The sequence below is a fragment of the Desulfotruncus arcticus DSM 17038 genome (assembly GCF_900113335.1).
Taxonomy (GTDB): domain Bacteria; phylum Bacillota; class Desulfotomaculia; order Desulfotomaculales; family Desulfallaceae; genus Desulfotruncus; species Desulfotruncus arcticus.
Map to the genome: position 1 here is coordinate 1 of NZ_FOOX01000027.1, position 14,363 is coordinate 14,363.

Annotated in this window: 12 protein-coding genes and 1 other annotated feature; all 12 genes read left to right on the forward strand. The window is 48.5% G+C overall.

Annotation, left to right across the window (positions count from 1 at the left end; translation table 11 throughout):
• Nucleotides 1-254 (forward strand): AI-2E family transporter (locus BM056_RS24025; RefSeq protein ID WP_114319320.1); only part of this gene is annotated, 254 nt, incomplete at its 5' end.
• Nucleotides 255-327: 73 nt separating this feature from the next.
• Nucleotides 328-549 (forward strand) — a binding site (T-box leader).
• Between the two features lie 62 nt (nucleotides 550-611).
• Nucleotides 612-3,245: an alanine--tRNA ligase gene (gene alaS / locus BM056_RS24030; protein ID WP_092475624.1), complete on the forward strand. Its 2,634-nt coding sequence runs from the start codon at nucleotides 612-614 to the stop codon at nucleotides 3,243-3,245.
• Between the two features lie 195 nt (nucleotides 3,246-3,440).
• Nucleotides 3,441-3,698, forward strand: a complete 258-nt coding sequence (locus BM056_RS24035; RefSeq protein WP_092475627.1) for an IreB family regulatory phosphoprotein — start codon at nucleotides 3,441-3,443, stop codon at nucleotides 3,696-3,698.
• A gap of 139 nt (nucleotides 3,699-3,837) precedes the next feature.
• Entirely contained in the window at nucleotides 3,838-4,785 is a 948-nt protein-coding gene (locus BM056_RS24040) for an aldo/keto reductase (protein ID WP_092475630.1), read from the forward strand.
• A 24-nt stretch (nucleotides 4,786-4,809) separates the two neighbouring features.
• On the forward strand, nucleotides 4,810-5,229 hold the full coding sequence (gene ruvX, locus BM056_RS24045; protein WP_092475633.1) for a Holliday junction resolvase RuvX: 420 nt from the start codon (nucleotides 4,810-4,812) through the stop codon (nucleotides 5,227-5,229).
• 59 nt (nucleotides 5,230-5,288) lie between these two features.
• Nucleotides 5,289-5,579, forward strand: coding sequence for a DUF1292 domain-containing protein (locus BM056_RS24050; protein WP_337833544.1), 291 nt, complete (start codon nucleotides 5,289-5,291; stop codon nucleotides 5,577-5,579).
• Between the two features lie 95 nt (nucleotides 5,580-5,674).
• Complete coding sequence (locus tag BM056_RS24055; protein WP_092475639.1) at nucleotides 5,675-7,441, forward strand: VanW family protein; 1,767 nt, start codon at nucleotides 5,675-5,677, stop codon at nucleotides 7,439-7,441.
• Between the two features lie 15 nt (nucleotides 7,442-7,456).
• Complete coding sequence (gene mltG, locus BM056_RS24060) at nucleotides 7,457-8,500, forward strand: endolytic transglycosylase MltG (protein WP_092475643.1); 1,044 nt, start codon at nucleotides 7,457-7,459, stop codon at nucleotides 8,498-8,500.
• 66 nt (nucleotides 8,501-8,566) lie between these two features.
• Nucleotides 8,567-9,781, forward strand: a complete 1,215-nt coding sequence (locus BM056_RS24065) for a peptidase U32 family protein (RefSeq protein ID WP_092475646.1) — start codon at nucleotides 8,567-8,569, stop codon at nucleotides 9,779-9,781.
• Nucleotides 9,782-10,185: 404 nt separating this feature from the next.
• Nucleotides 10,186-11,862, forward strand: coding sequence for a peptidoglycan D,D-transpeptidase FtsI family protein (locus BM056_RS24070; RefSeq protein ID WP_131820840.1), 1,677 nt, complete (start codon nucleotides 10,186-10,188; stop codon nucleotides 11,860-11,862).
• Nucleotides 11,863-12,096: 234 nt separating this feature from the next.
• Nucleotides 12,097-13,320, forward strand: a complete 1,224-nt coding sequence (gene kamA, locus BM056_RS24075; RefSeq protein ID WP_092475652.1) for a lysine 2,3-aminomutase — start codon at nucleotides 12,097-12,099, stop codon at nucleotides 13,318-13,320.
• Between the two features lie 170 nt (nucleotides 13,321-13,490).
• Nucleotides 13,491-14,351 (forward strand): putative beta-lysine N-acetyltransferase, encoded by an 861-nt coding sequence (gene ablB, locus BM056_RS24080; RefSeq protein WP_092475655.1) that lies wholly within the window; start codon nucleotides 13,491-13,493, stop codon nucleotides 14,349-14,351.
• Nucleotides 14,352-14,363: the final 12 nt, after the last annotated feature.

A 14,363-nucleotide genomic window follows, 5' to 3' on the forward strand; every position in this document is an offset into this window, starting at 1 on the left:
TGCTGGTTTCCAAGTGGATGGTAATAAAAGTTATACTGGCTTTTATCATTATTCAGCAGCTTGAAGCAAGCGTAATTTCGCCTAAAATTCTGGGAGGCCGGGTGGGCTTGCATCCCCTGTTTGTGATTCTGGTGCTGCTTGCCGGCGGTCAGCTATACGGTTTGACCGGACTAATCTTAGCCGTTCCCGTGGCGGCTATTTTAAGAGTATTATTATCCTTTGCTTATTGCAAGCTGGTGCCGGAATTTAAGTAAAAAATAGAAAGAAGCGCTGTTCTTGACAGCTTTCAGGTTGATTTTGTATAATTATAGCGCAATTTAATACCGCTAAATTTTGGGAGAAGAGTAAACTGGAGCAGAGTCTGCAGAGAGGAAACGTTTTGGGTGCAAGTTTCTGTCACTGCCGGTTGAAGGCCGTTCCCAGCATATTGCGAAATTGAATTTGAAGTATGTTTCGCCGCCGGCAGCGTTAATGTCTTTAAGTGAGCAATTTTCTCTAATCTGAGAAGTTGTTAATCAGGGTGGTACCACGGAACCTTCCGTCCCTGACCGGGGAGGGAGGATTTTTTATTTTAATTTGAAATTATGTAAATATTGAGGGAGGTTTCAAGCATGACCGGTAACGAAATAAGGGCGAAGTATTTACATTTCTTTGAAAGTAAAGGACATAAAATTTTACCCAGCGCTTCTTTGATTCCTCATAATGACCCAAGCATACTGTGGACAGCTGCCGGGATGGTTCCATTCAAGCCCTATTTTACCGGAGCGGCCAAGCCGGATGTTTTAAGGGCCACTACTTGCCAGAAGTGCCTTCGTACTCCGGACATAGAGGAAGTGGGCAAAACTGCACGCCATCATACCTTCTTTGAGATGCTCGGCAACTTTTCCTTTGGCGATTATTTTAAGCAGGATGCCATACCCTGGGCCTGGGAATTCGTAACCGAGCATCTGGGCTTGGAGCCTGAAAAACTCTGGATCACTATTTATCTGGACGATGACGAGGCCTTTGAAATCTGGCATAAAGATGTTGGGGTCCCTAAAGAGAGGATTGTGCGTATGGGTAAAGACACCAACTTTTGGGAAATTGGCGTCGGCCCCTGCGGGCCTTGCTCGGAGATTTATTACGATCTCGGCCCGGAACGCGGCTGTGATTTGCCCGATTGCGCGGTGGGCTGCGACTGCGATCGCTACCTGGAAATCTGGAATCTGGTTTTTATCCAATTTTTCAGGGATGAAGAAGGGAACTATACCCCGCTGAAAAGTAAAGGCATTGATACCGGGATGGGCCTGGAAAGGGTGGCTTCCGTGCTGCAAAAGGTTCATTCCAATTTCGATACGGATTTACTGCGGGATATCATGGATTTTACCGGAAACCTAACCGGGAAGCCTTATGGGTCGGGCAGTGACATTGACCTGGCGCTAAAAGTAATTGCCGACCACTCCAGGGCGGTTACTTTTGCTGTTTCCGATGGCGCATTGCCTTCGAATGAAGGCCGTGGCTACGTGCTGCGCCGCCTGCTGCGCCGGGCCGTCAGGTTTGGCCGGGTTTTGGGGATGGAAGAGCCGTTCTTATATCAGGTAGCCGGTGCGGTGATAGAAAAAATGGGGGCGGCTTACCCCGAACTGGTTAAAAACAGTGAGCTGGTAACAAAGGTCATTAAAACAGAGGAAGAAAGGTTTGGCGAAACGCTGGCCCAGGGGACGGAAATCTTAAATAAATTAATCGGCGAAGCAAAGGAAGCCGGCCAGAATTATATTGACGGGGAAAAGGCCTTTCGTCTCTACGACACCTATGGTTTTCCCATTGAATTAACCCAGGAAATTGCTGAGGAAAATAATCTAACCGTGGATGAAGAAGGGTTTGCCCGGGCCATGGAGCAGCAGCGGGACAGGGCACGCAACGCCCGCCAGGAGACCGAATATTTGTCGGAAAAGGCGGCGCAGTTGAAGTCGATTTTAGAACAGGTGGGCGAAACTGTTTTCACCGGTTATGACACGCTTGCCGGCCGGTCCAAAATAAAGGCTGTTTTTTCCGGCGGACGGCAAGTGGAACAGGCTGCTGCCGGTGAGGAAGTGGAAATAATTCTGGATATAACACCCTGTTATGCTGAATCCGGCGGGCAAATGAGCGACCATGCCATTATCAGCGGCATTGATGCACAAGTTGGCGTTGATGAGGTTACTAGGCCGGTGCAGGGGATTCACCTGCACAAGGGCAAAGTCAATTCAGGAGTTGTACGCGTAAACGATGAAGTCGATATACAGGTAGACCGCAGGCGGCGGATGAGCATAGCCCGCAACCACTCGGCGACACACCTGCTGCACAAAGCTTTAAAAGAGGTGCTGGGCGAACATGTCAACCAGGCGGGGTCATTAGTTGCGCCGGACCGCTTGCGCTTTGATTTTACCCACTTTGCGTCAATTGAGCCGGAAGAGCTGCAAAGGATAGAGGAAATCGTAAATAATGCTGTTTTAAACAATCTGAAGGTGGAAGTCGTTGAAACTTCACTGGACGAGGCCAGGGAAATGGGTGCCATGGCTTTGTTTGAGGAAAAATACGGGGACCATGTAAGGGTGGTTAAAATGGGCGACTTCAGCCTGGAGCTCTGCGGCGGTACCCACGTGGCAGCTACTTCCGAGGTCGGCCTGTTTAAATTACTGGGCGAAAGCAGTGTTGGCTCCGGCCTGCGGCGTGTTGAGGCAGTAACCGGGGAAGGCGCCATGGATTACATGCGGGCCAAAGAAGATCAATTGCAGTTAATCGCCAAATCTGTAAAAGCTCCTCTGCATGAAGTTGTCCACAAAGTAGAAGCAATAGTTCAGGATTTGCGTGATCTCGAAAAAGAGACCGAGACCTTGCGGGCACGGTTGGCCCGGTATGAGGTGCAGGGCATACTTGACCGGGCCAGAGAAATTGCCGGAGTAAAGGTGCTCGCGTCTCGCTCCGATGCGGCGGATATGGACAGCCTGCGGGCCATGGTTGACCTGTTAAGGGACAAAATGGGTTCCGGGGTGATTGTGCTGGGCGCTGCAGTTAACGGAAAGGTTAACCTTGTGGCCGGAGTGAGTAAGGATCTTGTATCCAGGGGTTTGCACGCCGGTAAATTGATCAAAGAGATTGCCCCACTTGTCGGTGGGGGCGGCGGCGGCAGGCCGGATATGGCCCAGGCGGGCGGAAAAGACCCGTCCGGCCTGGAGGGGGCCCTGGATAAAGTTTATTCCCTGGTGGAAGCACAGGCTGGATAAAAATTGTTTTTCCTGCCTGCATCACTTCTCTTATTGGATATATCCGGTTATAATAGAAGTTAAATTCCGATATTGAGGAAATGTCATTGCGAACGAAGCGAAGCTATAGTTGGGGACATTACCCGAGCGGGCGGACAGGTCGTCCGCCCCAGCAAGCTTGTTAATTGTCCGTGGTTATACCGAGGAGGTTTACTCATGTCCAGGGAAATATCCGAACAGACCGTAATGTTCAAGGTGCAGGCAGAAGAGAATAAAGCCCGTGATATTTTACTTAAAGTTTACGAAGCGTTAAAGGAAAAGGGCTATAATCCTATTAATCAACTTGTGGGTTATCTCCTTTCCGGGGACCCGGCGTACATTACCAGCCATAAAAACGCCAGAAATATGATTCGCCAGCTTGAAAGGGACGAGCTGCTGGAAGAACTGGTAAAAAAATACCTCATATCATCATAAAAAATCAGGAGTCAGGAGCCAGAATTCAGTAGTCAGTAGTCAAAAATGTTCTGAGCCGGTTCTTTTATGCTGACTTCTAACTCTGGTTTTCCGACACCTGGTGGTTAAATACTGAAAAGTTATAATTGGAGTTAAAACATTGCAGTATCATCAATTGGGCACAACAGGGCTTTTAGTTTCCCGGCTTTGTTTCGGCACACTGACCATCAGTCCGCTGCAGCGTTCATTTAGTATACCTGAAGGGGCAAAGCTCATCCGGGCGGCACTGGAAATGGGAGTTAATTTTATTGACACCGCCGAAATTTATGATTGCTATCCCTATATTCGCGAGGCCTTGACAGGTTATTCCGGTGAAGCGGTAATTGCCACTAAAACCTATGCTTATTCCGGTGCAGGAATGGAGCAGAGCATTAACAAATGTCTGAAGGCAATAAACCGGGAATACGTGGATATCATGCTGCTGCACGAGCAGGAATCCGTATACACTGTTAAAGGACACTGGGAAGCAGTGGAAGCTATGGTGCGGGCCCGTGAAAAAGGTTTGATCAGGGCGATAGGTATTTCCACTCATTACGTTGCCGGAGTAAGGGCTGCAGCTTCAATTCCGGAATTCGACGTTATTCACCCTATTATCAATAAGTATGGCATAGGGATTCAGGACGGCTTAACCAAAGATATGCTGGAAGCTATTTCTTTTGCCGCAATAATGGGCAAAGGCTTATATGGAATGAAATGCTTTGGGGGCGGGCATCTTATACCTCAAGCGGAAGAAGCCCTGGATTTTATTCTATCGGTACGTGAACTGGCAGCAGTTGCCGTGGGCATGCAATGCCTGGAGGAAATTAAATATAACGTGGCGAAATTTTCCGGCGTTGAGCCCGAATCAGATTTAAACGAAAAGTTGAGCAGGAACAAACGGGTTTTGCACATTGAAAAATGGTGCCGTGGTTGCGGTCAGTGTGTGGAAAAATGCACAGCCGGCGCCCTGAAAGTTGTTGAAGGCACGGCAAAGGTTGACATGCTGCGCTGCCGACTCTGCGGCTATTGCGCCTCAGTATGTCCTGAATTCTGCATCAAAGTAATTTGAAATATGGGAAGGCTGGTTTGTTTATTGCGTGTTATGGGTATCGACCTGGGCGAAAAGAGAGTTGGTGTGGCTGTTAGCGATGAACTGGGCTGGACGGCTCAGGGTGTCAAAACAATTAACAATACCGGTAAGATTAAAGATTTAATGGAAGAAATAAAACAGCTGGCTCAAGAATTAAATGTGGAAAAAGTTGTGGTAGGCCTGCCCAAAAACATGAACGGCACCACCGGGCCGCAGGGAGAAAAGGCTATTGATTTTGCAGATAAACTTGCACGCCATTTGGGGTTGCCGGTTGCAACCTGGGATGAGAGACTTACCACGGTTGCTGCTGAACGGATTTTGGTCAGTGCTGATATCAGCAGGGCTAAAAGACGCAAGGTAATAGATAAAATGGCGGCATCGATAATCCTGCAGGATTACCTTAGCGCCAAAGGCGGTAAATAATATAATTTCTTGACAACGTCTGTTAATTTGTTTAGAATAGCCCTAACTCATGGAAAGAGGTGGATTTTTTGCCTGAACAGGATGAAATAATCACTTTGGTGGACGAAGATGGCAATGAGCATGATGCTATAATATACAGCATCGTTGAGTTTGATGGAAAAAACTATGCCATAGTAATACCGGTAGGTGAAGAAGAGGAAGAAGAGGAAGAGGCTGAAGCATTTGTACTAAGAATCGACCAGGATGATGAAGAGGGTGAAATCCTGGTGGAAATTGACGATGAAGAATGGGAAAAAGTTAAGGATGCCTGCATGGAAGAAATGATTTTTGAAGAAGAAGATCAGGATTAGCTCTGGCAAGCATTAAGAAAAAATTTTACTAAAGCTGGGCGGTATTTCGCGGCCAGCTTTATTTTATCTACGGGGAGGCCGGACCTTTGCGTCGAATGAGCTTAATTGCTGTTTTTGCGTTAATTGCAGCGGTTGGAATTTTTTTTAGCCTTTCCGGAGCATCCTATGCTGATAAAATAGTGCAGGGTGTCAGGGTCGGGCCGGTCTCTCTTGGCGGATTGGCCGGGAATCAAGCCGAGGAAAAGTTGGCGGACCTGGACGCCCGCATAAGTAAAATACCAGTGTTAATTAAGCATGGCGAAAGGTCCTGGCAGATTGAAACCGGCATGCTGGGGGTCAGTTTGGATTTTAAAAGCACTTTGGAAAAGGCTTTGCAGGTGGGGCACACCGGTTCATTTATTGCGCAATGGCAGGACCGGCACCGGATTAAAAGCCATGGCCTGGAATTGGACCCGGTAGTTAAAGTGGATCAGGCCATGCTAAAAAAGAAAATTACAGCAGTGGTTGGGGATTTAATTATAGAACCCCAAAACGCAGGATTTACAATTACCGGGGACGACCAGGTGGAAACAATTCCTGGCCGGATGGGCAGGAATGTCAATTTTGCCTTGCTGGAAGAAGATTTAACTGAATCAATAGCTTCCGGCCGAACCGCGGCTGATCTAGAGTTGCCTTTGGTGTCTACGGCTCCCCAGCGTTCTCTAGAAGATATCAAAGCTATGGGCATTAACGGCAGGATTTCTGCTTATAGCACCAAATTTGACGCCTCCCAGGCCGGACGCACCTATAACATCAAGGTGGCGGCATCAGCCCTGGACGGGTTGCTGATTGGGCCGGGTGAGGAATTTTCATTTAACCGCGTGGTCGGCCCGCGCAGCTCGGAGGCGGGTTACAAAAATGCCAACGTTATCATTAATAATGAGCTGGTTCCGGGACTGGGCGGTGGAGTTTGCCAGGTGTCTTCCACACTTTACAATGCTGTACTGCTGGCCAATCTAAAGGTTACCGACAGAAGCAATCACTCTTTGCCGATCGGTTATGTCCCTATGGGAAGGGACGCCACAGTTGCTTATGATGCCATAGATTTCAGGTTTGTAAATAACGGTGAAAGCTATATTTATATAAAAACCGCTGTTGACGGCAATAACTTGATAATCAAACTCTTTGGAAATAAAGAAAAAACTTCCAAGGTTGAAATAAACAGTTGGGTTAAAGATCAAATAGAACCGACAATTGTATACGAAAAGGACCCCAATCTGGCGTCCGGGGAACAGGTGGTTAAACAAAAAGGGTCGGAAGGCTTTATTGCTGTTACTGAGCGAATTGTTTGGCAGGATGGGAAAAAAATAATCGAACAGCTGCCCGAGAGCCACTACCAGAAGGTTAACAGGATTATTGCGATTGGTACCGGAGAAGTAAAACCTTCACTAGTTGTTCCCACAGATGATGAATTGGCTCCGGCTAATATCTCAAAACCTGACGCAGCGGTGCCCGGCAATATAATAGAACCAGGCGGTATAGAACCAGGTGGTACAGCAACACCTGGCGATATAACGGTACCGGATAATACAACACCACCTGGTGAAAATGCAGCACCGGATAATGCAACATCACCCGGCGATAATGCGGCACCTGATAGCCCGACATCACCGGAAAGTACAGCTGATACTGATGAAACGGCAGGTGCAGGCGAACAGTGGGATTTGCCCGATGAACCAGGCAGCGGCCAGCTTAAGCCACAGCCGGAAGATACATCTGCAAGTGAACAAAAAGTTACCAATGGCAATGAACCGCAGCCGGAAGCTCAGATGAGCCCTGAGGGAGATGAAGAAATTGAGCCCGAGACTGACACGGAGCTTTAAAGTGGGAGAAGAATTATGTTACCCGACAGAGTAATAACAGGCAGGGATAGAAAAAAACGAAAAAGCTGGGCCACCTTTATTGTTACAGCCGTAATCTTAACTCCACTGGTGTTTGCGATTATGGCCTTTAAGATATCACTAATGCCGGTTAACGACCAAAAAGCTGTTCAGATTACCGTGGTTGTGCCGAAAAGTGCCGCAACTTCGACAATTGCGGGAGTATTAAAAAAAAGCGGTGTAATCAGAAATGCTTCGGCATTTCGCCTGTATGCCAGAATTCAAGATGTTGATGGTAAGCTTAAACCTGGTTCATATACAATGAACACCGCCATGACGGTGCCGGAGGTTATCAGAGATTTGATCAAAGGCCCGCCGGATCGGATTACATTAACAGTTCCGGAGGGTTATACTGTAGCTCAAATAGCTGATTTACTGGAGCAAAAGGGATTGTCAACAGGTGCGGCATTTAATCAAGCGCTTAATCAAAACTGGCAGTTTTCATTTTTTAAAGATTTGCCGGCTCAAAAGAACAATCTGGAAGGATATCTATTCCCGGATACTTATTATTTAGGATCCGATTCAGGAAGTGAAAAAATTGTTGAAATGATGCTGCAGAATTTTGAGCAAGTGATGGAACGCTACGACTATATCAACAAAGCCAAAGCCAAGGGGCTTACTTTAAATGAGGCAGTGACTGTAGCGTCCATGGTGGAGCGGGAAGCCCGGGTTGAATCGGAAAGGCCCAGAATCGCCGGTGTGATATATAACCGCTTGAATGCCGGTATGCCGCTGCAAATTGACGCTACAGTACAATATGCGCTGGGAAAGCAAAAGGAAAAATTGCTATATAAGGATCTGGAAATTGATTCACCTTACAATACCTATAAAATTTCCGGTTTACCACCCGGTCCCATAGCCAATCCAGGCTGGCCTTCACTAAAGGCGGCAATTGAACCTGAAAAGAACAATTACTTTTATTACTGCGCCAAGCCCGACGGCAGCCATGCTTTTGCCCGTACGCTGGCTGAACACAATATAAACGTGCAAAAATACCTGTGATGGGACAAGGTACCTGTCGCTTGTCCCGTCCTGCTTAATACTTAACAAATTCAAGAAGGAAAAACAATGAAGCCTGAAATTTTAGCCCCTGCGGGCAGCCCGGAAAAATTAAGATATGCTATTGCTTACGGTGCCGATGCGGTTTACCTGGGTGGCACGGATTTCGGCCTGCGGGTGGCCGCCGCCGCTTTTGACCGTGAATCCATGCTCAGTGCGGTCAAATATGCCCATGCCGGGGGAGTAAAAGTTTATGTCACTCTGAATATATTTGCCCATAACCGGGACATTGAAGCATTGCCGGGTTACATCCGGGAACTGGTTGACGCCGGGGTTGACGCCGTCATTGTATCAGACCCGGGTGTGTTTTCTCTGGTGCGTGAATTGGCACCGAATCTGAAAATTCACGTCAGTACCCAGGCCAACACCACCAACTGGCGCAGCGCCAGGGTTTGGGAGTCGATGGGGGCGGACCGCATCGTGCTGGCCAGAGAACTTAGCCGCGGGGAGATAAAAACTATCCGGGATAAGACCGGGGTGGAATTGGAAGCTTTTGTACATGGCGCTATGTGTATGTCCTATTCAGGAAGGTGTTTGCTCAGCAACTATATGACGGGGCGGGATGCCAACAGGGGTGACTGCGCCCAGGCCTGCCGCTGGAAATACCGGCTGGTGGAGGAAAAAAGACCGGGTGAGTTTTTCCCCTTCAGCGAGGATGACCGGGGTTCCTATATCTTAAGCTCAAGGGATTTATGTTTGCTGGAATACCTGCCGGACCTGCTGGCTGCAGGTGTCACCTCTTTTAAAATAGAGGGGCGGGTTAAAAGCGTTCATTATGTCGCCACCATAACCAGAGTCTACCGCCAGGCGCTGGACGAATGCCTGAAGGACCCGGATAATTACCAGGTTCGCCCGGAATGGCTGCAGGAAATAAGCAAGGTCAGCAACAGGGACTACACTACCGGCTTCTTTACCGGCACCAGGGCGGGCAACCCGCCGCCCCTGGATTCAATTTACCGGCGCAACTATACTTTTGTCGGGGTGGTGCGTGGTTATGCCCCGGAGCGTGGCTGGCTGCGCGTGGAACAGCGGAACCGCTTTGTCACCGGCGAGGAATTGGAGATTCTCACCCCCGGGGAGGTGTTTACCTGCCCGGTACATAAAATACTGGACGAAGACGGCAATGTGGTTGACAGCGCGCCGCACCCCCAGCAAACCATCTACCTGCCCTGGCCCCGCCCGCTGCCGGAGTTCTCCTTGCTGCGCAGGCCGGAAACGGCATAAAGGGAGATGAAAAATAGATACCGTTGGCCAGGTGATCCGGTGGCTTCCCGGAGCAAGCGGAGCACTGGATGCGGAAAAGCGGTCAGGGGACACACCTCCTCTTATGGCCAAGGCTTTGGGGTCGGAGGTATGTCCCCAACGATACCGTCAAATCCCCAAAGATTGACCTCGAAAGGGCGTAAAGTAACGTAAGGCTGTCTGTTGCAAGCGTTATGCTATAAGCAGCTACATTAGCTACAAGGAAAATTGCGCAGCGGCGGAGGGAACCACCGGAGCGCCAGTGACGAGTAGCGTGAGAATTTCATATTGGTATAAAATCCCACTTGGATGGTCACCTTAGTAATAGTGATAAAATCCGAAAGAGGGGTTTTTTTATTTTGCTGGAACTCCGCAAAAAACGCATAATGCTCTCATTTTGGGCCATGACCATGGCTTTTGCCTTGATTACCTGGCACTTGTATAATATTCAATTGGTCGAAGGCAATAGCTATGCTTTGCGGGCAAGCCAAATCAGGTCGCAGGAGGTTGCTCTGGAAGAATTTATGCGGGGAGAAATAACGGACCGGAACCAGGTTCCGCTATCCGGCGGCTATTACGCCAACCGTGTGGTAGTTTTTCCTAAGCTGATGCAAGATCAACAGAAAGAACTGGAACAACTGGCGCAAGTTATTGGGCAAAATTCTGCTGATCTAAACAAAAAAGCCCGCGACGGGGCTTTTTATCTTACCTTGAATTTAACTTCGAAGCAACTGCAAGCTTTGCAGACAACGCCACCGGAAGGCGTCTTTTTGCTGCCTGTGTACATTCGTTACGGTGACAAGCCACTGGCCGGGCACATTACCGGCTATTTGGGCAAAATTTCAAGCCAGGAACAGTTTGTGCTGCTGCAGCAGAACAGTGCCAAAAATTATAATTTAGGTGATTGGGTTGGCCAATCGGGTCTGGAATATTTTTACGAGCAAGAACTTAAGGGCACCTATCCGCAAAGGTGGGCCAGAGTGGCGTTGGATGCCAGAGGCAGAGTGATTAACGGGGAAGGGTTAACAGTAAACACATCGGCTGCCGACCCGGCGCGTCTTAATGTAGTAACCACGATAGATCGCAACATTCAACAGATTGTGGAATCAGTCATGGACGCTCATATGCAAAATGGCGCTGTGATTGTAATGAAAGCAGGAAGCGGGGATATTCTGGCTATGGCCAGCAGGCCGGGTTATGACCCCTCACCCGCCAGGCTGGGCCACAGTCTCGCCGGCCGACAGGGGGATGTATATGTTGACCACTGCACTTCACTGTTTCAACCGGGATCAGTTTTTAAAGTCGTGCTGGCGGCGGCCGCCATAGACCTGGGGATGGTTGATTTGGATGAACATTTCACCTGCCTTGGCGCCAATGCCGGGCCTGTTCGCTGCTGGCTGGACGGGGGGCATGGACGGATAACTTTTCAACAGGCCTTTGCGGAATCCTGCAACCCTGTTTTTGTAGAAATCGGTGAAAGGTTGGGTGCTGATACCATTATTGACTATGCCGGGGCTTTGGGCTTGTCCAACCAGGCTATTGCCGGCTATCCAATTAAAGGGGATAAAAGGCAAAACTTAGCTGCTATTGGTGAAAGGTTCAATCTGGCCAACAGTTCGGTTGGCCAGGGGCCGGTGCTGGTTACTCCTGTCCAGGTAACCGCCATGTTGAATACAATTGCCAGCGGCGGTTTATACTACCCTCCCCGTCTGGTTGCCGGTGTGGCCGATGATCAGGGCCGCTTTGTACGGGAAATTAAACAGCCCGAACCCACCAGCGCGATAAGCGCATATACCGCCGGAGTTATGCAGGATCTGCTGCGCGAAGTGACAGAAGTTGGTGTGGGTACGCGGGCTCAGGTGGCGCAATGGGGCAGTGCAGGTAAAACCGGTTCAGCCCAACTCAACAATGCGGACGGGACGGTTGACGCCTGGTTTTCCGGCTTTACTCCAGTAAATAATCCCCAATATGTGATCACCGTTATGGTGCACGATGGAAGCAGCGGCGGTGCAACCGCGGCCCCGGTGTTTAAAGAAATCGCGGAAAAGATTATGCAGATTTAGGGAAGGGGGCACCTCTTGAGGAATGTCCCAACATATGCCCGGGGGGGCGATTCTGCCCGCCCGCCCGGGCATATGTCTGCATTTTACAGTCTTATCCAGCTATTTGATAATAAGTTACTTAATTGATCAAAGGATCATAAATACATAGAAATATGCTACTTGCAAATAGGCAACTTAAAATTATAAAATAAGTTGTCTGATTAAATATGTAAAAAATTTTACGGGAGGTCTCGAATGCAAGCTAAGTTTAATGCAACCGCCGCTAATTGGAATGACTGGCGGTGGCAGGTTAAAAACAGAATTACAACTGTAGATAAATTGCGTGAAGTAATTGATATAACAGAGATTGAAGCAGGCGAAATCAAACAATGCCTGAAGCATTTTCGTATGGCTATTACCCCGTATTACGCCAGCCTGATGGATCCTACCGACAGAAACTGCCCCATTAGACGCCAGGCTGTACCACTAATGGAAGAGCTAATACATGATGATTGCGATATGAACGACCCTTTGCATGAAGACGTTGATTCACCGGTACCGGGGATTACCCACCGTTATCCCGACCGGGTGCTGCTGCTGGTAACCGATCAGTGTTCAATGTACTGCCGGCACTGCACCAGGCGCAGGATGGCGGGCGGAAAAGACAGGGCGCTTCCCAAAGCGCAGATAGAAAGGGCTATTTCATATGTTAAAAACAACAGCAAAGTGCGGGATGTATTAATTTCGGGCGGCGATCCGCTTACTTTGTCCGATCAAAGTCTTGAATACATTATCTGGCGTTTGAGGACAATTAAGCACGTGGAAATTATTAGAATCGGAACCAGAATGCCTGTGGTTTTGCCGCAGAGGATTACACCGGAACTGTGTAATATGTTAAAAAAATATCATCCCATTTGGCTTAATACACATTTCAATCACCCTAAGGAAGTTACCCCGCACTCAATGGAGGCTTGTGAGCGTCTGGCCAATGCCGGCATCCAGCTTGGCAACCAATCCGTATTGCTGAGAGGGGTCAATGATTGCACCAATATAATGAAAAGACTGCTGCATAAACTATTGGTGATGCGCGTCAGGCCGTATTATCTTTACCAGTGCGATTTGTCCCGCGGCATCGGCCATTTTAGAACTTCCGTGGGCAAGGGCATTGAAATTATGGAAAATCTGAGAGGACACACTACCGGTTTTGCGATACCTACATTTGTAATAGACGCGCCGGGTGGCGGGGGGAAAATTCCTATTCTACCGCAGTACTTAATATCTCGTTCGGACAAAAAAGTAATTTTACGCAACTTTGAAGGAAATATTTATTCCTATACAGAACCCGGTCACAGTGATAGCGAATGTAATTGCGCAGACTGCAATAGCCAAAAGGGTAAAAACAGCCCGGGGCCGGCAGGCTTAATGAAAGGCGAGGAAGTGGCCCTGGAGTTGAAACCTTCTGCCAAGGCTGCAGGCTAATAAAGAAGACTTGGTTCAGGTGGGGTTTTGACCCCATCTGAACCTTAGTCGCACTTATTTCGAGCTTACAGGCTGTTAATACCCGACCTAAGAGGGCGGGGTCTTACAGGCTGTGCGAAGATAAAATCTATGGGTCCGCCGGTTGGCGGACCTCGCTATGGGGGTAAGGCATGTTTGCGCCTGTTAAAATGAACACAATTAGTGAGAATAACCAATACTTTAGCATAAAAATGACCCTGGACAGCTTTAGCAAACGCATTTGGGTTAAATCCTTTTCCTGCGAGGACCCACTAAAAATGATCAAATACCTAAAAAACTGCTGCAGGGAGCACGGGTTGGAAAAAATTATCATGCCGGCTGCGCAAGAGCATTTAAAGAGTTTCGAAAAGGGCGGTTTTCGGCCTGAAGGATTGATAGAGGGATACTTTAACGGCCGGGCAGCATATTTTCTTACTGCTTATACAGATCCCCGGCGTGCCAAAAGTGATAAATATGACCAATACCTTGACAATGTTCATAAAATAGTACAAAGCCCTCTAAAAAATCCCGGACCATTAAAACCCGGCTACCGGGTGGAAGTGCCCACGACAAAAGATGTAAACGAAATGGCCATGGTCTTTAAGAAGGTATTTGCAACCTATCCCAGTCCGGTTGACCAACCCGATTACCTTGCCGCGGTGTTGGGGAAATCCACACTGTTTAGAGCGGTAAAGTATAATGGAGCTATTGTGAGCATAGCGGCGGCAGAGGTTGACCGGGATAACAGCAGCGCGGAACTGACCAACTGTGCCACATTGCCGGAGATGCGCGGTATGGGGCTTATGAGCAAACTGTTGCAGGAGTTGGAAAAAGACTGTCTGGCCAATCAAATAGACTGTTTATACAGTCTGGCCCGTGCTTCGATGTACGGTATGAACCTTGTATTTCACAGGCTCGGATTTGTTTACCGGGGCACATTAATTAATAATTGTCATATTGGCGGAAATTACGAAGATATGAATATTTGGGTTAAACCAGCCATAAGCGGTTAACTGCATGTTCTT

Coding starts and splice junctions, on each gene's coding strand:
- alaS (WP_092475624.1), top strand. CDS start 612: ATGACCGGTAACGAAATAAGGGCGAAGTATTTACATTTCTTTGAAAGT.
- BM056_RS24035 (WP_092475627.1), top strand. CDS start 3,441: ATGTCCAGGGAAATATCCGAACAGACCGTAATGTTCAAGGTGCAGGCA.
- BM056_RS24055 (WP_092475639.1), top strand. CDS start 5,675: ATGAGCTTAATTGCTGTTTTTGCGTTAATTGCAGCGGTTGGAATTTTT.
- mltG (WP_092475643.1), top strand. CDS start 7,457: ATGTTACCCGACAGAGTAATAACAGGCAGGGATAGAAAAAAACGAAAA.
- BM056_RS24065 (WP_092475646.1), top strand. CDS start 8,567: ATGAAGCCTGAAATTTTAGCCCCTGCGGGCAGCCCGGAAAAATTAAGA.
- BM056_RS24070 (WP_131820840.1), top strand. CDS start 10,186: ATGCTCTCATTTTGGGCCATGACCATGGCTTTTGCCTTGATTACCTGG.
- kamA (WP_092475652.1), top strand. CDS start 12,097: ATGCAAGCTAAGTTTAATGCAACCGCCGCTAATTGGAATGACTGGCGG.
- ablB (WP_092475655.1), top strand. CDS start 13,491: ATGTTTGCGCCTGTTAAAATGAACACAATTAGTGAGAATAACCAATAC.